Raw genomic sequence first — 18,469 nt, forward strand, 5'->3', positions numbered from 1 at the left:
TGAGATTTGCCGCGTCACGCACCGCCCCTGACAGGTTTCTTTCAAGAAGGATTTAGCGTTAGCGGCGTTGTTGTCGGAATTCTGAGGGGGTTTGGCGCAGGGGATCGTCGGGATTCCAGATACCTAAGCCTAAGATGCGGGCGCGATCGCGAGCGTGTTGGAGTCGGGTGTCGTATTTAACGTTTGGCGGACGGGATGCGAAAAGTCCGTGACCTCGGGCGATCGCCCGTTCGTTAATTAACGTGCCGTCGAGCCAAATATATCCCAGTCGGCGATCGAAGCGATCGCGGGTCTCGAGATCGAATTCCAACTGCACTGTTTTCCCACCGATGTCGGCTTCCAATGCCATTTTCGCCGCTTCACCCCACGGCACTTGTTGCAAATCCGGCGCGTCGAGACCGAGCAAGCGTACCGTTTCGACTTCTCCGGCGAATTCGACTTCCACCGTTTGACCGCTGACAACCCGCACCACGCGGGCGGTTTCCGTTTCTTGGGGCGACTGAGGCTGACACCCCGCCAACCACAGCCCACATAGCAGCAGTGCGATCGCCAATCTTCTCATCACCCCATCATCCCCTCATCATCGACCTCAACCCAAATGAGTAGGAATTCTTATGAGTCCTGCGGCCATCTCTCCTCACCTTGCAATGTACACTAGAAAAAGTATTGGTAAAAAATCTTCATATTTTATCCGTCAATATGGAATCAGGAATTGACCTTCAAGGCAGTCTTATCGACCTACTCACGAACTTCGGCCTACCGTCCGAAGTCGCGAAAGTCGTGTGGATGCCCCTGCCCATGTTGCTGATGCTCGTCGTGGCAACGGTGGGCGTTCTCGTGGCGGTGTGGTTGGAACGGAAAATCTCCGCCGCCGCGCAACAGCGCATCGGCCCCGAATACGCCGGCCCTCTCGGAAGCCTGCAACCGGTTGCAGACGGGCTAAAGCTTTTGTTCAAAGAGGACATTATCCCCAACCGTGCCGATCCTTGGCTGTTCACCATCGGCCCGGCATTGGTGGTAATTCCCGTGTTTCTGTCCTATCTCATCGTTCCCTTCGGACAGAACCTCGTTATTACCGACTTGGGAATCGGGGCGTTTCTATGGATTGCCCTGTCCAGCATTACCCCCATCGGGCTGTTGATGTCCGGCTACTCGTCCAACAACAAATACGCCCTTCTCGGGGGCTTGCGGGCGGCCGCGCAATCGATCAGCTACGAAATTCCTCTGGCGTTATCCGTTCTGGCGATCGTCATGATGTCGAACAGCCTCAGCACCATCGACATCGTAGAACAGCAATCCGGTTACGGCATTCTCAGTTGGAACGTCTGGCGTCAACCCGTGGGCTTCATCATTTTCTGGGTGGCGGCGTTGGCAGAAACCGAGCGTTTGCCCTTTGACTTACCCGAAGCCGAAGAAGAACTCGTCGCGGGATATCAGACGGAATACGCCGGGATGAAATTCGCCCTGTTTTATCTCGGGTCTTACGTGAACCTGGTACTGAGCGCCCTGCTGTTCGCCGTGTTCTACTTGGGGGGATGGAGTTTCCCCGTTCCCGTAGAAGCGATCGCGGGTTGGTTGGGATTGAGCGAAATGTCCCCTTGGGTGCAAGTGGTTACGGCATCCCTGGGCATCACGATGGTTTTGCTGAAAACTTATTTACTCGTCTTCTTGGCGATTTTGCTGCGCTGGACGGTGCCTCGGGTTCGTATCGACCAATTGCTCAACCTCGGTTGGAAGTTCTTGCTTCCGGTTTCCCTGGCAAACCTGCTGATTACTGCTGGGTTGAAACTGGCCTTCCCCGTGGCGTTTGGCGGTTAAACCAGTTCGTGCAGTTGTCCGCGATCGCGTGAGATATCGCGTCAGACAACGAGATAGATAGGGAGAACACCATGCTTAAGTTCCTCAAACAAGTTGGCGACTACGCGAAAGAGTCGTTTCAAGCGGCCAAATACATCGGTCAAGGGTTGTCTGTTACCTTCGACCACATGAGCCGCCGCCCGGTGACGGTACAGTATCCGTATGAAAAGCTGATTCCGTCGGAACGGTATCGCGGTCGGATTCACTTTGAGTTCGATAAGTGCATTTCCTGCGAAGTCTGTGTCCGGGTTTGCCCGATCAACCTACCCGTGGTGGATTGGGAATTTAATAAAGAACAAAAGAAAAAGAAACTCAACCATTACAGCATCGACTTCGGGGTTTGTATTTTCTGCGGAAACTGTGTGGAATACTGCCCCACCAACTGCTTGTCGATGACGGAAGAGTACGAGTTGAGTGCTTACGATCGCCACGAGTTGAACTACGACAGCGTGGCCTTGGGTCGCTTGCCGGAAAAAGTCACCCTCGACCCGATGGTGACGCCGATGCGCGAGTTTGCGTACCTGCCCAAAGGCGTCAGCGACCCCCACGATTTGCCCAAAGGTTCTAAACGGGCAGGTCTTCGCCCGGAGCAAATTCTGGAACAATTAGAACGGGAACAGGGCGATCGAGACGATGCGGCTTCTGATGCCGAGAAAAACTAGAAACTCGTCAACAGGAAGTCAGGAACGGGTTCGAGTCCCGTTCCGTCGCTCGACCCCGTTCGCAAAAGACAAGAGATAAGGAAAAAGTCGTGAATTTAGCCGAAGGCGTTCAATTCGTTTCGTTTGGAATTTTGGCAGCAACGACGATCGCCGCCGCTCTGGGCGTAGTGCTGTTGGAAAATATCGTCTACTCTGCCTTTTTGTTGGGGGGCGTGTTTATCAGCATTGCGGGAATGTACCTGCTGCTGAACGCGGATTTCGTGGCCGCTGCCCAAGTGTTGGTTTACGTCGGTGCGATTAACGTGCTGATTTTGTTCGCCATTATGCTGGTGAACAAAACGGAAGTGTTCCAACCGATGAAAAATGCCTGGTTCCGCAAAGGAGCAACTGCTTTGGTGTGTGTGGGACTGTTCGCTCTGCTGGCGACGATGGTGCGATCGACCTCGTGGGCGGTGTTAGATAGCGTCGCACCCATCGAAAGCACGGCGATTCGCTTGGGCGAACACTTCTTTAGCGATTTTCTGCTCCCCTTCGAGCTGGCGTCGGTGTTGCTGTTGATTTCGATGATCGGTGCGATCGTGCTGGCACGTCGCGAGTTCGTCCCTGAAGAGACGGACGCTCAGCGCGAAGTGGTGTTCCGCTTGCCAGAGCGTCCCCGCGAACCCGTCGGCGCGATTGGTGAGTCTTCTTCGGCGTCGGAGAACTCCTGACGGGCGATCGCTTCAGCGTCAACTTCGTTTTCGCAATTCGTCACTCGAGAAAATCACGAGAAAATTAATGGAACTGCAACTCCAGTATTATTTACTCCTTGCGGCTGCGCTGTTCTGTATCGGTATCTACGGTTTGATTACCAGCCGTAACGCGATTCGCGTGTTGATGTCGATCGAACTGTTGTTAAACGCCGTCAACCTCAATTTGATGGCGTTCTCGAACTACCTGGACGAAGCCGCTAAAGGACAGGTGTTTTCGGTTTTCGTCATTACGATCGCTGCCGCCGAAGCTGCGGTGGGTTTGGCGATCGTCCTGGCGATTTACCGCAACCGCGACACTATCGATATGGAACGGTTCAACCTGTTGAAGTGGTAAATTACCGAATTCCATTCGTTTTTAGCCCCGTAGAGACGTTGTTGGTAGCGCTTCTACGGGGAAGTCTATTTTTTATCAAAATATCAATTCCCGATCTCGAAAAGTTTTCTGCACCACCAAGGTCTAAATTCTGTTCGATCGTGTTAAACAAAAAACAATCAGAAGAGCGAAATTTTATAGCTAACTCTACACGACGTATACCCTATGGCGTAAGACTTCAAATGTGCTTAAAAAAGAAGAAAAAGTTAAACGCAGACAACATTAGTCTTCTACTGTCTAGTAAGGTTTTTATTAGAAAAAACGAACAACAAGAGCAGATAGAAAACTGTATTGAAACCCGTCACGCAGGCTTTTAAAATCCTGTCCTCCGAGCAGATTGTAGAATTAAGCATTTCCTCTATTGCCATGACTGCTCTAACTTTTCCATTAGAACTCGATCTCAAACTCACTGACGAGCAATTTTGGAATTTATGTCAAAATAATCCAGAGTTGCAATTCGAGCGAACCGCTACGGGAGAACTCATCATCATGCCACCTACTGGAGGGGCAACTAGCGATCGCAACTCTGAAATTAACTTTCAATTGAGAGCGTGGAACCGCACAACTCGACTTGGAAAAGTATTCGACTCTGCCGGAGGTTTCAAACTGCCCAACGGTGCAGATCGATCTCCCGATGCGTCGTGGTTGAAAATCGATCGCTGGAACGCTTTAACCCCAGAAGAACGAGAAAAATTCCTTCCCCTCTGCCCTGATTTCGTCGTTGAATTGCGATCGCCGTCAGACCGTTTGAGTCAAGTGCAAACTAAAATGAGAGAGTATATGGACAATGGGGCAAAACTCGGTTGGCTTGTCGATCCTCAGCGTAAAATCGTCGAAGTCTATGGGGACGATCGCTCCGTCGAAATTCTCGAAAACCCCACCCAAGTTTCTGGCGATCCCGTATTACCGGGATTCGTCCTCGACTTCAGCGAAATTTTTGAAAATTAAGTGAGTTATATGAATGTCGAAACAGTTACTTTATATCGACCCACTGGATCGAAAGAGCTAGAATTGGTAAAAGCATCAAACTATACAAAGTGGCCGCCGAGGTTGGCAGGTCAACCTATCTTTTATCCCGTAACTAACGAACAATATGCTAAAGAAATCGCAACAAAATGGAATACTAGAGATAGTGGTATCGGTTATGTGACAAAATTTAAGGTCAAGAAAAGTTTTATCGATCGCTTCGATATTCAACAGGTCGGTGCGTCTTACCATACTGAATGGTGGATTCCTGCCGATCTTCTAGAAGAACTCAATGCGAATATCGTGGGAAAAATAGAAGTAATTGGGAGATACGAAATATCACCCTAGTGCAGCGTCAACTCTAAGAATTAGGGTTAACGGGAGTATTGAGGTAATCTGTAGGGAGCGAGCCGGAGTCCCATGCAGAAAAAATACATTGTGCGCCTGACAGCAGAAGAGCGTCATCAGCTACAGGCAGTGATTAAGAAACTCAATGGTAGTAGCCAAAAAGTACGTCGAGCGCAGATCTTGCTGAAAGCGGATGCAGACGGGCCAAACTGGACTGACCAGCAGATAGCTGAGGCGTTCGATTGCCGCACGAAGACGGTAGAGAACATTCGCCGACGGCTGGTAGAACAAGGGTTTGAGATAACACTCAACGGAGTGAAACGAACCCGTCCACCGACAGACAAGCGACTGGATGGGGAACAGGAAGCGCAGGTAATAGCGATGCGGTTAGGTCCGCCACCGGCAGGATATGCCAATTGGTCGTTGCGTTTGCTGGCCCGTAAGGTGGTCGAATTGGGCCTTGTCGAAGCGGTCAGCCATGAGACCGTGCGGCAAACCCTGAAAAAAACGGGATGACCAACCGCAAGATAGAGTACTGGGTGATACCGCCGGAAGCGGACGCTGAGTTTGCCGCCCACATGGAAGCGGTACTCGATCTCTATGCCAAACCTTACGACCCAAACCGTCCAGTTATCTGCATGGACGAGCAGCCCGTGCAATTACAAAGAGAGACCCGTACACCTCGTCCGGCGACGGCCAAGCATGGTCAGCGGGTGGACTACGAGTACGAGCGAGCGGGGACTGCCAGTATCTTCATGTTTACAGAACCCTTGGCGGGTTGGCGTCAGGTGTGCGTGCGCCGGAAGCGAACTAAAGTTGACTGGGCTATTGAAGTTGCCCGAATCGTCGAGGAACGCTATGCCGATGGCGAACGAGTACAGCTCGTTTGTGACAACCTCAATACCCATACTAAAGGGGCTTTCTACGAAGCGTTCGAACCCGAACGCGCACGAGCGTTGGTGCGTCGCCTTGACTTTTGCTACACCCCCAAGCATGGCAGTTGGCTCAACATTGCCGAAAACGAGTTGAGTGCCATGACTCGACAGTGTATTGATGGCAGGCGCTTTGGCGACCTCGACCAGTTACGAGCGGAAACCGCTGCTTGGTCGAGCGACATTAACCATTCCCAGCGCGGGGTTGACTGGCAGATGAAGGTAGAGGACGCACGCTGCAAGCTGGCCTCGGTCTACCCTAAAATTAAGTTTTGACGCTGCACTAGTTGACGATATCAAAATCTCAAATGCATCGTTAGCCACCGTCTCCAATGGCTAACGTTATTCTAAACTCGACCTTTCTCTCATCTCGATCGAAGGCGAAAAATCCAGCTTTTCTACTCTTCAATGCTCCAGCCCAAACGAGTCGATCGTTCGTACACTCGTCGCAGCGTCTGCACGTCGCGGGGCGAAATGGACGCAGGACGGCGGACTTGGGAAAAATACATCACGTCGGTTTCCACGTCGCTATGACCCCAAATTCCTAAAGCATGACCGAGTTCGTGGCGAACGGCTGATTTGACGTACTCTCCCACTTGAGTCGGACTGACTAAAATGGAAAATCGGTGGCGTAGCGTTCGATCGTCCCAAAATAACCGATAGGTCGTCCGGGCTGAAGCGGCACGTATATCCCCGTTTTCACGCCTTGGCGGTGGGTTGCGCCGCCAAATAGTAATATTTGCGGTTTCGGCGTCTAGAGCGAGGCTGAGGGGCAAATACGCGCCCCATTCGTTTATAACGGATTCGACAGCAGTTCTCCACTCGGCGGGAGCGTCAGCATCGACGTAAACGCGAACGGGAAACGACGACCAAACTAACGCCCCGACTGGAGTAGATTCGAGGCGATCGCTATAGTCGTCGCCGTCGAGTTCCACCTGTTGCAGCAGTTCGGGGAGGGGATGAGGACGCAAGGGAAGGCGATCGATCGCCGAGTCGAGGGTTTCCGAGATCGATGAGAAGCGAGGTAATTGTGCTGAAACGCCTCCCGTTGCGAACGGGGAATTCCATAAAACAAGGGCGACTGCGATCGCAGCCAGCCCTATGTAATACCATCTACTCGAGACGCAGTGTCGCTTGAGTCGAAGGCGTTTGCGATGTCTTAAACCCATCCTGCACTGAGAAGGAGCGTGCAACCCATAAAGATAATCGTCAGCGTCCAGGTGATGCGGTTGAGGGTGGTTTCGGCACTTTTAGCACTGGTAAACAGTTGCGCTTGTCCGCCAATCCCGCCGATGCCGTCTCCTTTGGGGGAGTGTAGCAACACCAACACGATCAGGCTGACCGCAGAAACGACCCAAGCAATTTGAACGAGTTGAATAGTGGTCATTCTCGAAATGTCTTGTGTAGGTTACAGTTTAGGTTTTGTCTCGGGTTCGAGGAATTAAACGCGCACGGTTACCGGAGTCCGGTTCGGACGCACTTCGTATCCAGCCGGAACGATCATCGATCGCCCCGTCATTTCCGGCGGTTTCGGTAAACCGAGCAATTGCAGGATCGTCGGTGCGATATCGGCCAAGCGACCGTCTTCGCGCAAGACCACGTCGCCACCGTGGCCGGGAACTTTCACCCCTTCCCCTTCTACCAGAATAAACGGAACGGGGTTCGTGGTGTGTGCCGTCCAGGGATTGCCGTTTTCGTCTTTCATATATTCGGCGTTTCCGTGATCGGCGGTGATGAGGGTGGTTCCTCCGGCTTGGCTGATGGCTTCGAGGAGTCGTCCCAAGCAGCGATCGACGGTTTCGATCGCCTGTACCGACGCGTCCATCATCCCCGTATGTCCCACCATGTCGGGGTTGGCGTAGTTGATGACCACCAGGGAGTAAACCTGTTGTCCGATGGCGTCTACGGCGATATTCGTCACGTCTTCGGCGGACATGGCCGGAGCGCGATCGTAAGTGGCCACCATAGGACTGTTGACCAAATGGCGGTCTTCGCCGTCAAACGGCATTTCTTTCCCGCCGTTGAAGAAATAGGTCACGTGAGCGTATTTCTCGGTTTCGGCGGTACGGAACTGTTTCAGTCCGTTGTCGGACACGACTTCTCCGAGGATGTTGGTGAGATTTTGCGGCTCGAAGGCGACCAACACGGGAAGATTCGGATCGTATTGCGTGAAGGTGAGCAAGTGTAGCGGTTCGATGCGATCGCGATCGAAGCCGTCGAAACCCTCTTGCACGAAGGCTTGCGTGAGCTGACGGGCGCGATCGGGACGGAAGTTAAAGAATAGAAATCCGTCGTTGGCTTCCACTGCACCGGGGGCGATGCGCGTGGGAAGGACGAACTCGTCCGTCACCTCTTCGGCGTAAGAGTCTTGCATGACTTCGACGGCTGATTTGTTGACCCTCGGCTCGTTTTCGGTCATGACTCGATAAGCTTTTTCCGTGCGATCCCAGCGGCGATCGCGATCCATGGCGTAGTAACGACCGCTAATGGTGACGATTTCGCCGACTCCCACGCGATCGAGATGCTCTTGTAAGTTCGAGATCGATTGAATTCCCGAAGTTGGTTTCGTATCGCGGCCGTCGGTAATGGCGTGAATACAGATGCGATCGATCCCTTCAGCTTTTGCCAAGTCGATCAGTCCTAACAAGTGATCGAGGTGCGAGTGAACCCCACCGTCCGAACACAAACCGCTCAGGTGGAGTTTCCCTCCCGAAGCTTTTACGGCGTCGAACAGCTTGTTAATCGCCGGGTTATCTCGAATTGTGCCTTCCTCGATCGCGTCAGAAATTCGCACCAGTTCTTGAGGCACCACCCGTCCCGAACCGATGTTGAGGTGACCGACTTCGGAGTTTCCCATTTGCCCGTTTGGTAACCCCACGTCTTTACCTGACGTGCGGATCGTCGTTCTGGGATATGCAGTCCAGAGACTATCCATTACGGGGGTTTTTGCTGTGGCAATGGAGTTATTTTTGGTTTCTTCTCGATATCCCCAGCCGTCTAGAATCACCAGCACCACCGGAGATACAGGTGCTTGACTCATAACTCAGTTGCCCTTTCGCGATTAGAATTCAAGGTCATCATACCATCGACATCCAATCTGTGTGGTAAGGGACGCCACGTCGGAGGCGATTTCTCGGCAACGATCGCCGAAAAATACTCGATTTCGATCGCGGGAGTGTTGCGATCGCATGAGGGATCGAAGGGGTTTTTCCCTCGATGGGACGAGTTTTTTCTATCGCTAGATAGATATTGAGTCGAGCTACGAAATTAACGGTTAAAGCGTTGCGACTGTCAACACGTGGGGCGGAATCCCATCTGGGGGATAAATCCAATTTAAGCGAACCCCTCGCGAGGTATTAGCGGGAATTCTCAACACCGCTAACGGCGATCCCTGCGGTCCGTGAAATTGTGTCAGATGGACGAAACTGGTCATAACGGTTTGGGAAAACTCCTCGTACGTGATTTTGACAGTTCCACGAAACGCCAGTTCGTCGATCGCTTCGGCGAATTCGACGCGATCGCCTTCAATGGCGATGGGAGACGAGAGCGACACGACGACCGATTGCGCCTCGGGTAAATCGTTATAAATGGGAAGGTCGATGTCGTACTCGATCCCCGCGTAAGTGCGGTTAAATCGAGATTCAGAGGGAGCGATCGCGCGATCGACCAGTTCTCGGTTGAGGTGCAAGCAGACTGGCGATCGCGGCGTGGGGATCGTTAAAACGGGCGTGTTGGCGTCGTCCGTTACCCGAGTTCGCCAGCGGGTTCCTCGCAACACGGCGGCGTCTCCCTCGAGTCGTTCTCCCGACTCTAGCAGTTCCAACCATTGCACGAGGGTCGGCGGTTCGTCGCTGGAACGGACTAAACTTGCGACGTATACCGGATCGGAGGTTGAAAGCCCTATGAAGGTGGTGCGATCGTTCGTCGGTTCGCTAGGGGGAATTTCGGCGTTGAGTAACAGCGTGGTTTCTCCCGCCTCGAGGGTCAACCGTTCTGGGAAGATCTCTTGACGGGTTTTTCGCAACACCGCATCCGTCACGCAACTCGCCGAACCCGAAAAAACTGTTCCGTCGGGGTTTTCGACGGTTTCGGGAAAATGCTGAATTGGGGCGTCGGGATCTGTGGCGACACTCGCCGCTGTGGGAATTTCGATCTCGACCGTGCGATCGCTGGCGTTTTGTAGCAAAATTGCCTGATATGAGGGTTTGAACCCGTCGCGATCGCCCCACTGCACCGACTGATGGATTAAAACCTCGAAATTTCCCGTCAACGGGCGATCGAGATGGGCGTTTCCCTCAAGCGGAAACGTCGAAACGAGAATTCCCGTCGTCTCTGCTGGGTGAGACGACTTCGCGTAAACCAAGGGTGTCGCGTTGAGAAAACCGGGAAGTCCTCTGACTCGGGGCGGACGTTCTACTCCCACGACGTATTCGAGGGGAACTCCATCGAGTTTCAATACCCGAGACAGCAACGCCGCGACTTCTCCTCGCGTGATGGGGCGATCGCTTTCTAAGCGTTTGGGGTTGGGGTAACTCACGATCGTTCCCGATCGTGCGATCGCTGCGACTGCATCTCTGGCGTATTCAGGAACGACATTCGCATCGTCGAACCAGTGATTTAACACCTCGAGGCTGTCGTCGCCGTCGAAGCGCAATTGTAAATACGATCCCACGGCGAGAAAGGCTTCGAGACGAGGGATCGGGCGATTCGGTTGAAAGGTTCCGTCGGGATAACCGGAGAAAAAGCCCCGTTCGGCGGCTTGGCGAACGTCGCGATATCCCCAGTAAGCTTTAGGAACGTCGCGAAATTGAACCTCTGGTTTGACGGTTTCTGCATCGGGAAACGCCCGACACACTAACGAGGCGAATTCCGCCCGCGTGAGGTATTTTTCCGGGCGAAAGGTGCGATCGGGGTAGCCGCTGACGATGTCCCGTTGGGCGAGTTGTTCGATGCACAGTTGCGCCCAGTGGTTCGCAATGTCGGTAAACATTTGAGGGTGACGGGTAATCGGTGATGCAGCGATTATATCCTTGTGAGAAATGCTTGGAGATCGATGCGATCGTTTTCTGGACGATTGATTTATGTGTGATTTGTGTGCGATCGTCGAATAGCGTCCGGAATCCTCGAGGCTAAAAAAACAATTTCCTCTTAAAAAGATATTACAAAAAACTTGTATGAGCTTTGTAAATGTAATAGGGGGCAATGCTCACTCTACAAGAGTTTGGCTGATTCAAGACAACCCACAATAAATTAAAAATTCAGGACATTATCTTTTTTTTGATTTTAATAAAAACAAAAATATTTATCTTTTAAAAGCGAGAACCTCGGTATATCTAAACCTCCAAGGTTCTTTGGTAGAGACGATCCGGTTTTGGGTCTTCGGAGTTTGTGGTTATAAATGTATACCATAATACAAAAAATTGAGAATTCGAGAGCCAAAACCCTTGAAATCTCGTGAAGTTAGTTTTTCTGTCACCCTAAACTCCGAAGAGCCCCGGTTTTTAAATTGTTTTTTTACAAACTTGGATTTCCATAAAAATCTAAAACTTGCAGTCCATTCCAAAGATGTTGGTTATCTTTTAAAAATTCTTGATGAATGGGATGAGATTGGTAGCGATCGAGATCTTCCAAACTTTCAAATTCCATGTAAACCGCAATATCGTAATCGGAAATATGAACCGGACGATCGCCCCTGGCTTTTCTCCCGAAATCCACCGTCACGACACCGGGAATTTTCGCTAACTGCACTTCTCCAGTTTCAAACAATTCCTCGATTTGTGAATTCGGAACTTTTGATTTGAGATCCACAAGTACGATATGACGTACTAACGAATCTCGAAACTCTGGGTTCGATTGTGCGATCTCTATGCGATCTCCACCACCCAATGACAAAAGCGTCGCACCAAACATAAACACAACAGAAGGTTTCATACTGTTACTGGTTTTACCAAGTTTCAAAAATATTTAGAAATCATTCTAAAAAATAAAGCGATCGAACCTTAACACAAACGAGAATCGACCGGGGAACGGGGGTTAACTCCATCGCCTAAAATTAAGATCGTCTCCGTTTCTTAACACCCTCCTTTTGTTAACTTAAATTAAGCAGCGATCGCACCCATGACAGCCAGCCATCCCTACGAAGCCAGAACCCAAGAAATCGCCCGCGAACTTCTCGCCGCTACCCGCGAAAAAGGCAGTTTTTTCGCCCAAATGCGCGATCGAATGCGCTGGGACGACAAACTCCTCGACTGGGCCATGAGTAACCCCGGTTTGCGCGTGCAGTTGTTCCGCTTCATCGACTGTTTACCCGCCCTGCAAAGCAAAGCCGAAATCGCCCGTCACCTGCAAGAATACCTCACCACCGAAGAAGTCGAACTTCCCGACGCTCTCAAACAACTGATTAATTTTAGCGGCGGCGACTCCGTACCGGGACAACTCGCCGCCACTACCGTTTCAACTGGCGTCGAAACCCTGGCTTATAAATACATCGCCGGGGAAAACTTAGCCAAAGTCGCCAAAACCGTCGAACGCCTCCGTAAAGACAACCTGGCGTTTACCATCGATCTCCTCGGGGAAGCCGTCATCACCGAAGCTGAAGCCCAACAGTATTTCGATCGCTACCTGGAATTGATGACGACGCTGTCTGAGGCGGCGAAAACTTGGAGTTCCGTTCCGCAAATCGACGAAGCCGAGGGCGAACCCCTTCCGCGAGTGCAAGTTTCCGTCAAACTCACCGCCTTTTATTCCCAATTCGATCCCCTCGACGCCGAAGGAAGCGAAAGCCGCGTCAGCGATCGCGTTCGGGATTTACTGCGTCATGCGGCGAAAGTGGGGGCGGCGATTCACTTTGACATGGAACAGTACGAATATAAAGATCTGACTCTGGCGATTCTCAAAAAAATCCTTCTCGAAGACGAGTTTCGCGATCGCGGCGACATCGGAATGACGATTCAGGGCTACCTTCGCGAGTCGGAACGGGATTTACAGGAGTTAATCGACTGGGCGAAGGAACGGGGAACCCCGGTGACGGTACGCTTAGTCAAAGGGGCGTATTGGGATCGGGAGACGATTCGATCGCAACAACACCACTGGAAACAGCCCGTTTACAACGACAAAGCCGCCACTGACGCCAACTTCGAGCGTTTGACACGGTTGTTGTTGGAAAATCACACTTATATATATGCAGCGATCGGGAGTCACAACGTTCGATCGCAAGCCTTAGCCTGTGCGATCGCCGAAACCCTGAAGATTCCCCCTCGCCGCATCGAAATGCAAGTTCTCTACGGAATGGGGGACAAACTGGCGAAAGTCCTCGCCGGGCGGGGACATCGGGTGCGCGTATACTGTCCCTACGGTGAACTGTTACCGGGAATGTCGTATCTGATTCGGCGGTTGCTGGAAAACACGGCGAACAGTTCCTTCTTGCGTCAGAACTTGGAAAATCGCCCCATCGAGGAGTTAATCGCCCCGCCGCAACCCGATCCCGAAAAACCGGAATTCGCCCCGGATGCGTTACCCTTCCCCAACGCCGCCGATAGCGATTACGCGCAAAGCGAATTACGAGACACTGGATTGACGGCGATCGCACAATTCCACCAGCAACTCGGACAATCTTATCGTCCCTGGATTGATGGAGAACACCGCGAAACTCTCGAGAGTGTAAACTCTCTCAATCCCTCCCATCCCGAGGAAGTGGTGGGAATTGTCGGACAAATTTCCATCGAACAAGCCGACGAAGCTGTCGCTACCGCCAAAGCAGCATTTCAACAGTGGCGGCGAACTCCAGCCAGCGATCGCGCATCCATTCTCCGAAAAGCCGCCGAACTCCTCGAAAAGCGTCGCCACGAACTCAACGCCGTCATGGTGTTTGAAGTGGGGAAACCGTTAAAAGAAGGGGATGCAGAAGTTTCCGAAGCGATCGATTTCTGTCGCTACTACGCCGACGAGATGGAACGTCTCGAATCCGGGGCGAATTACGACATCCCCGGCGAAAACAACCGCTACCACTACCAACCTCGCGGAATCACCCTCGTCATTTCCCCCTGGAATTTCCCCCTCGCCATTCCCACCGGAATGACAGTCGCCTCGCTGGTGGCGGGAAACTGCACCCTGTTGAAACCGGCGGAAGTCTCCAGCGTCATCGCGGCGAAGTTAGCGGAAGTTCTCATCGACGCGGGAATTCCCAAAGGCGTCTTTCAGTTTATCCCCGGAAAAGGATCGACGGTGGGGGCGCATTTGGTGAAACATCCCGACATCAACACCATCGTCTTTACGGGTTCCCAGGAAGTCGGATGTCAGATTTACCGCGAAGCCGCTGTTTTACAACCGGGACAAAAACATTTGAAGCGAGTCATCGCCGAGATGGGCGGTAAAAACGCGGTTATTATCGATGAAAGTGCAGATTTAGACCAAGCCGTGGCGGGTGTCGTCCAATCGGCGTTTGGCTACAGCGGACAGAAATGTTCGGCCTGTTCTCGAGTTGTTGTTGTTGAATCTGTGTACGATAGCTTTGTGTCGCGTTTAGTCGAAGCGGTGCGATCGCTCAATGTGGGGGATGCGTCGAAACCCAGTACGCAAGTGGGGCCAGTCATCGACGCGAAAGCCCAGCAACGGATTCGCGAGTATATTACAAAAGGGAAGGAGGAAGGAAAAGTGGCGATCGAGATTCCCTCCCCAGAACCCGGTTATTTTGTCGGCCCCGTGGTGTTGACGGAGGTTTCGCCAGATGCAACGATCGCCCAAGAGGAGATATTCGGCCCGGTGTTGGCGGTGTTGAAAGTCAAGGATTTCGACGAAGGGTTAACCGTGGCGAACTCGACGAATTACGCCTTGACGGGTGGCTTGTATTCGCGCACTCCGTCCCATATCGATCGCACCATGGAAGAGTTTGAAGTGGGAAATCTCTATATCAATCGGGGAATTACGGGAGCGATCGTTTCTCGTCAACCCTTTGGTGGTTTCAAACTTTCCGGTGTCGGTTCTAAAGCAGGCGGTTCGGATTACGTTTTACAATTTTTAGAACCGCGCACGATTACGGAAAACATCCAACGTCACGGTTTCGCACCCATTGAAGGAACCGAATAGCTTCGGGGTTCGTCGGGTGGGCGATGCTCGCCCGACAACTGTTGAAATATCTCAGTCGGTGCGTTACGCGGAAATCTCATTGACTAGATTTTAAACCCATGTTTTGACCGCGTAACACACCCTACCATTACGACTATGATTTGGTTTAAGTGCGATGCTCGAACAAGAGAAAGACCAGTCTAAGTCTGATTCGATCCATCATGTCATTCCGAATACCTCTGGAGGATGGGCAATAAAGAAAGAGGGTGAATCCAAGGAAATTAAAGTCTTTTCAAATAAAGAAGAGGCGGTAAAATTTGCTGGTGTGTTGAGTCGTCAGCAAGATGTGAAAATTATAATTCACGGACGCGACGGTCGAATTATTTCAACCTATACGAGCGATCGAGGGTTTAGGTGTGCGCGAGGACTCATTATTATATCTCCTGAGTTTGACGATCCGCTCGAAGAGTTTGGCGAGTACGCTCATTTCAAATCATAGAGAATCGTTCGATCGATTAATTGTTGCTCAAAGTAAAGTTGAGGAAATTCCAATTTTATCACTCGATCGAAAATTAGACTCCTATGGAATATATCGACTGCGATGGTGATGCACTCGATTCGACAACGAAAATCTGTATCGCATACAAACAAGGAAATTCAAAATAATGAAATCCACTCGATACGTAACCGCCACCGTTTTACCGGGAAATAAAATTGAAATTCAAGATTTAAATCTTGAAGTCGGACAGACTGTTAAAGTTGTGATTATTATATCGGAATCAACTCCTGATTCTTCTCCCAGAGAAGAGGAATCTCTATCTTTAGAACAACGTCTGGCTTTTCTGAAGTTACCGATGTCCGAACGTCGCCGCATTCTTGAAAGTCAAGCGGAAACGATGCTCGAACACTATCAACAAGATTCTGAATGGCAGGAGTTAATGGCAGGTGACATCATCGACGACTCGATATAACGTACCCAAGCGGTGCTAGATTTGGTTATTAATATTGAATTAAATTTTGAATGATTTTAGGCAAAACTCAAGTTTGAGTAAGAACATAATCTAAATGCGTTATATCTTTCCCATTTTACTCGCGATCGTTCCAGGCGTTGCAGGAGTTTGCATCTTTGGCTATTATGCATTTGTCGATTGGGAGGCGTTGCAAAAAGCCTACGATCGCTTTTCGGAGGTTGTCGCAACTTCTTCAGATTTGTCATTATTATTCGTCGCGGAAGCCCAACAAAACATCCATCGTGTTAATTTATTTGCCGATGGTGTCTGGACGCTTCTGAGTGCAATTTTGGCAGCGATCGGACTTCATACTGTTCTAATGCTTTCGCAAAGCCGAAGTTTGAGATAAATGTAATAAACCTTGAGGCAAGTGGATTAGAACGACCCACAGCATTGTAAAGATTTACGAAGTATTCAAGCACACTGGATTGGCTGTTTATCTATAATACTAAAGAAAGATAGGGCGACTCAAAACACCGATCCATGAACGTTGACGAATTTTTCGATCGCTACGAAGCCACAGAGAGAGTTTTCTCAGAATCTTTGCTGCGAGATGCGAAGTTTCAGGATCGGGTGTTAGAAGATGTTTTCCTCGATCGCTCGGATTTATGTTTTGCTGAATTTAGGCGATCGAAGCTGACGAGCGTAGATTTGAGTCGTTCCGATTTGCGAGGCTCGAAATTTGTCCTGGTTGAGTTCGAGGATTGCGATCTCAGTCATACCAAGTTTAACAAATCGTCGTTCAGAGAAGTCACCTTCGAGAAGGCGAACTTAGACGAAGCGTGTTTTGAAGAAAGCCAGTTTGCTGGTGTTGAATTTAAGACAGTCGATCTGCGGAAAACCTGTTTTGTGAGATCTCGATTTCACGCCTCTGATTTCGAGGGATCGGATCTCAGTTATGCCGATTTATCGCTGAGTCAGTTTAACGCGACGAGTTTGCGGGGGGCAAATCTCAGTCATGCGAATTTACAAGGTGCAAGTCTAAGGCAGATCGATCTATCTCAATGCGATCTCAGTTATGCTAACCGGCTCTTCGGAGTTTAGGGTGACAGAAAAACTAACTTCACGAGATTTCAAGGGTTTTGGCTCTCGAATTTTCAATTTTTTGTATTATGGTATACATTTATAACCACAAACTCCGAAGACCCTGCTAACCTGAAATGTGCAGACTTAAGTTATGCCTGCCTCGATAACGCAAACTTGAAAGGATCGGATTTTACGGGAGTAAGTTTACGTCATGCCAGTGTTCGAGGAAAAATAATTGGCGATGCAGAATACACTGATGGTTTGTACTTAGAAGGAGCAAATATGGAAGGTTTTGAATATTCCTCAGCTTTACTTGGAAATATTTTCGCAAGTGCTCGTCTCTACCATACAATTGTATCAGACGCTCGAACAGGTCGCATCAAAATCATATCAGAATATACATAATCTTAAATTACTATCATCAATAATTCAAAAAATCTGAAATGGACACGTCACAATTTTTTGAGCTTTACAAGTGCGGTCGCAGAGATTTTTCTGGAATTGATTTTATTGATTTAAATTTAAGTGATTCGAGAGGTAAGCTTGAAAATGTTTCATTTCGAGGTGCTAATTTAGATTCACTTCAATCATCAGAAGGATATATACGGTTTTTTGGTTGTGACTTTCGCAGTGCAAGTGTTAGGTTTTCATATCTGATATATTTCTACCCTAGTGATTGCAACTTTAGTAATTCAGATTTTGAAGGAAGTATTTTTCGAGCGGATATGATAATTCGAGATTGTGACATGAGTCGTTCTTCTTTTCGTAATTCGCGTTTTTTGAGTTCTACGGGTAGATTGATTGAGGTAAATATGTGTAATGTTAATTTGGAAAATGCAATAATCAACGGAATAACTATATTTAAATGTAATTTAAGCTATGCCAATTTGAGAGGTGTTAGATCTCGTGAAATGAAGGTTGACTCAACAAATTTAAGCTATGCCATTTTAGAAGGTGTCAATTTTCACGAGTCATCCAAGAATCTCAATCTAAGTTTTGCAGACTTAAGAGGTGCTAGACTCCATAAAGTCGATCTCCAAGGCTGCGATCTCAGCGGTGCAGATTTGAGAGATACCGATTTAAGTGATGCAAATCTCGAAAATGCAGATATGACACTGGTTCGTCTCGAACGAACGAATTTGAGATATGCCAACCTCAAGGGAGTTCGTGGACTGAATTCAGACGGGAATTCAGAAGAGGAAAACTATGAGTATGATTCTCTATCGAACAACAGAGAGGTTCTAAAAGGTGCTTTTTTGGAAAATACAATCCTGCCGAATGGAGAAGTAATGACTCGAACCGAATAGAGCGCTCTTTTTGAGTTATTTGTCTCATGAATAGATTAAAAAAAGTTCTGCAATTGATGCTTTACAACTCGGAGCTAAAATTCCCATGTTTGAAATTACAGTGACAATAGCTAGGGTTTGCTGAAAAAGTTATCAAAAGCTGGGGGTGGAAAATGAACAAGAAGCCGTCTTGC

General features: G+C 49.8%; 21 protein-coding genes. 15 read left to right on the forward strand and 6 right to left on the reverse strand.

The genetic code is table 11. The features are described from left to right. Nucleotides 1-58: 58 nt before the first annotated feature. Nucleotides 59-562: a thermonuclease family protein gene (locus tag GEI7105_RS0119705; protein ID WP_026097805.1), complete on the reverse strand. Its 504-nt coding sequence runs from the start codon at nucleotides 560-562 to the stop codon at nucleotides 59-61. Between the two features lie 137 nt (nucleotides 563-699). Between GEI7105_RS0119705 and nuoH the strand changes: the two genes are divergently transcribed. From nuoH to GEI7105_RS0119750, 8 genes are all read left to right on the forward strand, one after another. Next, entirely contained in the window at nucleotides 700-1,818 is a 1,119-nt protein-coding gene (gene nuoH / locus GEI7105_RS0119710; RefSeq protein ID WP_017662154.1) for an NADH-quinone oxidoreductase subunit NuoH, read from the forward strand. Nucleotides 1,819-1,889: 71 nt separating this feature from the next. Next, nucleotides 1,890-2,519: an NAD(P)H-quinone oxidoreductase subunit I gene (ndhI, locus tag GEI7105_RS0119715; RefSeq protein WP_017662155.1), complete on the forward strand. Its 630-nt coding sequence runs from the start codon at nucleotides 1,890-1,892 to the stop codon at nucleotides 2,517-2,519. An 89-nt stretch (nucleotides 2,520-2,608) separates the two neighbouring features. Further along, nucleotides 2,609-3,229: an NADH-quinone oxidoreductase subunit J gene (locus GEI7105_RS0119720; protein ID WP_017662156.1), complete on the forward strand. Its 621-nt coding sequence runs from the start codon at nucleotides 2,609-2,611 to the stop codon at nucleotides 3,227-3,229. A gap of 73 nt (nucleotides 3,230-3,302) precedes the next feature. Next, entirely contained in the window at nucleotides 3,303-3,605 is a 303-nt protein-coding gene (gene nuoK / locus GEI7105_RS0119725) for an NADH-quinone oxidoreductase subunit NuoK (protein WP_190288540.1), read from the forward strand. Nucleotides 3,606-4,010: 405 nt separating this feature from the next. Next, nucleotides 4,011-4,592 carry a Uma2 family endonuclease gene (locus tag GEI7105_RS0119735; RefSeq protein ID WP_017662159.1) on the forward strand — a complete coding sequence of 194 codons (582 nt, stop codon included), beginning with the start codon at nucleotides 4,011-4,013 and terminating at the stop codon, nucleotides 4,590-4,592. 9 nt (nucleotides 4,593-4,601) lie between these two features. Then, nucleotides 4,602-4,958 carry a hypothetical protein gene (locus GEI7105_RS0119740; RefSeq protein WP_017662160.1) on the forward strand — a complete coding sequence of 119 codons (357 nt, stop codon included), beginning with the start codon at nucleotides 4,602-4,604 and terminating at the stop codon, nucleotides 4,956-4,958. 72 nt (nucleotides 4,959-5,030) lie between these two features. Next, the gene (locus tag GEI7105_RS0119745) at nucleotides 5,031-5,474 is read left to right on the forward strand and encodes a helix-turn-helix domain-containing protein (protein WP_017662161.1); all 444 of its coding nucleotides are present in this window, start codon (nucleotides 5,031-5,033) and stop codon (nucleotides 5,472-5,474) included. Then, a complete protein-coding gene (locus tag GEI7105_RS0119750; RefSeq protein WP_017662162.1) occupies nucleotides 5,471-6,166 on the forward strand; it encodes an IS630 family transposase in 696 nt (231 codons plus the stop codon). The genes GEI7105_RS0119745 and GEI7105_RS0119750 overlap by 4 nt, the downstream gene beginning before the upstream one ends. 122 nt (nucleotides 6,167-6,288) lie before the next feature. On the opposite strand, the gene GEI7105_RS31475 is transcribed toward GEI7105_RS0119750, so the two are convergent. From GEI7105_RS31475 to GEI7105_RS31480, 5 genes are all read right to left on the reverse strand, one after another. Beyond that, the gene (locus GEI7105_RS31475) at nucleotides 6,289-7,059 is read right to left on the reverse strand and encodes a hypothetical protein (protein WP_017662163.1); all 771 of its coding nucleotides are present in this window, start codon (nucleotides 7,057-7,059) and stop codon (nucleotides 6,289-6,291) included. After that, nucleotides 7,050-7,277, reverse strand: coding sequence for a preprotein translocase subunit SecG (secG, locus tag GEI7105_RS0119760; protein WP_017662164.1), 228 nt, complete (start codon nucleotides 7,275-7,277; stop codon nucleotides 7,050-7,052). Before secG ends, GEI7105_RS31475 begins: the two co-directional genes overlap by 10 nt. Before the next feature lie 54 nt (nucleotides 7,278-7,331). Further along, entirely contained in the window at nucleotides 7,332-8,930 is a 1,599-nt protein-coding gene (gene gpmI, locus GEI7105_RS0119765) for a 2,3-bisphosphoglycerate-independent phosphoglycerate mutase (protein ID WP_017662165.1), read from the reverse strand. 234 nt (nucleotides 8,931-9,164) lie between these two features. Beyond that, nucleotides 9,165-10,880, reverse strand: a complete 1,716-nt coding sequence (locus GEI7105_RS0119770) for a DUF3370 family protein (protein ID WP_017662166.1) — start codon at nucleotides 10,878-10,880, stop codon at nucleotides 9,165-9,167. A gap of 524 nt (nucleotides 10,881-11,404) precedes the next feature. Further along, entirely contained in the window at nucleotides 11,405-11,821 is a 417-nt protein-coding gene (locus GEI7105_RS31480) for a Dabb family protein (protein ID WP_144053879.1), read from the reverse strand. 186 nt (nucleotides 11,822-12,007) lie between these two features. Between GEI7105_RS31480 and pruA the strand changes: the two genes are divergently transcribed. The 7 genes from pruA to GEI7105_RS36200 all read left to right on the forward strand — a co-directional run bounded on the left by pruA (nucleotide 12,008) and on the right by GEI7105_RS36200 (nucleotide 18,296). Further along, entirely contained in the window at nucleotides 12,008-14,974 is a 2,967-nt protein-coding gene (pruA, locus tag GEI7105_RS0119780) for an L-glutamate gamma-semialdehyde dehydrogenase (RefSeq protein WP_017662168.1), read from the forward strand. Between the two features lie 154 nt (nucleotides 14,975-15,128). Continuing rightward, nucleotides 15,129-15,452, forward strand: coding sequence for a DUF2188 domain-containing protein (locus GEI7105_RS31485; protein ID WP_017662169.1), 324 nt, complete (start codon nucleotides 15,129-15,131; stop codon nucleotides 15,450-15,452). A gap of 166 nt (nucleotides 15,453-15,618) precedes the next feature. After that, nucleotides 15,619-15,924, forward strand: a complete 306-nt coding sequence (locus GEI7105_RS0119795) for a hypothetical protein (RefSeq protein ID WP_017662170.1) — start codon at nucleotides 15,619-15,621, stop codon at nucleotides 15,922-15,924. A 94-nt stretch (nucleotides 15,925-16,018) separates the two neighbouring features. Continuing rightward, nucleotides 16,019-16,312, forward strand: a complete 294-nt coding sequence (locus tag GEI7105_RS0119800) for a hypothetical protein (RefSeq protein WP_017662171.1) — start codon at nucleotides 16,019-16,021, stop codon at nucleotides 16,310-16,312. A 134-nt stretch (nucleotides 16,313-16,446) separates the two neighbouring features. After that, a complete protein-coding gene (locus tag GEI7105_RS0119805) occupies nucleotides 16,447-17,007 on the forward strand; it encodes a pentapeptide repeat-containing protein (protein ID WP_017662172.1) in 561 nt (186 codons plus the stop codon). Nucleotides 17,008-17,118: 111 nt separating this feature from the next. Continuing rightward, nucleotides 17,119-17,394, forward strand: coding sequence for a pentapeptide repeat-containing protein (locus GEI7105_RS35210; protein WP_245555469.1), 276 nt, complete (start codon nucleotides 17,119-17,121; stop codon nucleotides 17,392-17,394). Nucleotides 17,395-17,432: 38 nt separating this feature from the next. Continuing rightward, complete coding sequence (locus tag GEI7105_RS36200; RefSeq protein WP_083862427.1) at nucleotides 17,433-18,296, forward strand: pentapeptide repeat-containing protein; 864 nt, start codon at nucleotides 17,433-17,435, stop codon at nucleotides 18,294-18,296. Nucleotides 18,297-18,469 lie beyond the last annotated feature (173 nt).

Source organism: Baaleninema simplex PCC 7105 (genome assembly GCF_000332355.1).
Lineage (GTDB): Bacteria > Cyanobacteriota > Cyanobacteriia > Cyanobacteriales > Geitlerinemataceae > Baaleninema > Baaleninema simplex.

What these genes read in the sequence shown, in the direction of transcription:
- GEI7105_RS0119705 (WP_026097805.1), bottom strand. Translation starts at nt 562, where the DNA reads ATGAGAAGATTGGCGATCGCACTGCTGCTATGTGGGCTGTGGTTGGCG.
- nuoH (WP_017662154.1), top strand. Translation starts at nt 700, where the DNA reads ATGGAATCAGGAATTGACCTTCAAGGCAGTCTTATCGACCTACTCACG.
- ndhI (WP_017662155.1), top strand. Translation starts at nt 1,890, where the DNA reads ATGCTTAAGTTCCTCAAACAAGTTGGCGACTACGCGAAAGAGTCGTTT.
- GEI7105_RS0119735 (WP_017662159.1), top strand. Translation starts at nt 4,011, where the DNA reads ATGACTGCTCTAACTTTTCCATTAGAACTCGATCTCAAACTCACTGAC.
- GEI7105_RS0119740 (WP_017662160.1), top strand. Translation starts at nt 4,602, where the DNA reads ATGAATGTCGAAACAGTTACTTTATATCGACCCACTGGATCGAAAGAG.
- GEI7105_RS0119745 (WP_017662161.1), top strand. Translation starts at nt 5,031, where the DNA reads ATGCAGAAAAAATACATTGTGCGCCTGACAGCAGAAGAGCGTCATCAG.
- GEI7105_RS0119750 (WP_017662162.1), top strand. Translation starts at nt 5,471, where the DNA reads ATGACCAACCGCAAGATAGAGTACTGGGTGATACCGCCGGAAGCGGAC.
- GEI7105_RS31475 (WP_017662163.1), bottom strand. Translation starts at nt 7,059, where the DNA reads ATGGGTTTAAGACATCGCAAACGCCTTCGACTCAAGCGACACTGCGTC.
- secG (WP_017662164.1), bottom strand. Translation starts at nt 7,277, where the DNA reads ATGACCACTATTCAACTCGTTCAAATTGCTTGGGTCGTTTCTGCGGTC.
- gpmI (WP_017662165.1), bottom strand. Translation starts at nt 8,930, where the DNA reads ATGAGTCAAGCACCTGTATCTCCGGTGGTGCTGGTGATTCTAGACGGC.
- GEI7105_RS0119770 (WP_017662166.1), bottom strand. Translation starts at nt 10,880, where the DNA reads ATGTTTACCGACATTGCGAACCACTGGGCGCAACTGTGCATCGAACAA.
- GEI7105_RS31480 (WP_144053879.1), bottom strand. Translation starts at nt 11,821, where the DNA reads ATGAAACCTTCTGTTGTGTTTATGTTTGGTGCGACGCTTTTGTCATTG.
- pruA (WP_017662168.1), top strand. Translation starts at nt 12,008, where the DNA reads ATGACAGCCAGCCATCCCTACGAAGCCAGAACCCAAGAAATCGCCCGC.
- GEI7105_RS31485 (WP_017662169.1), top strand. Translation starts at nt 15,129, where the DNA reads ATGCTCGAACAAGAGAAAGACCAGTCTAAGTCTGATTCGATCCATCAT.
- GEI7105_RS0119795 (WP_017662170.1), top strand. Translation starts at nt 15,619, where the DNA reads ATGAAATCCACTCGATACGTAACCGCCACCGTTTTACCGGGAAATAAA.
- GEI7105_RS0119800 (WP_017662171.1), top strand. Translation starts at nt 16,019, where the DNA reads ATGCGTTATATCTTTCCCATTTTACTCGCGATCGTTCCAGGCGTTGCA.
- GEI7105_RS0119805 (WP_017662172.1), top strand. Translation starts at nt 16,447, where the DNA reads ATGAACGTTGACGAATTTTTCGATCGCTACGAAGCCACAGAGAGAGTT.
- GEI7105_RS36200 (WP_083862427.1), top strand. Translation starts at nt 17,433, where the DNA reads ATGGACACGTCACAATTTTTTGAGCTTTACAAGTGCGGTCGCAGAGAT.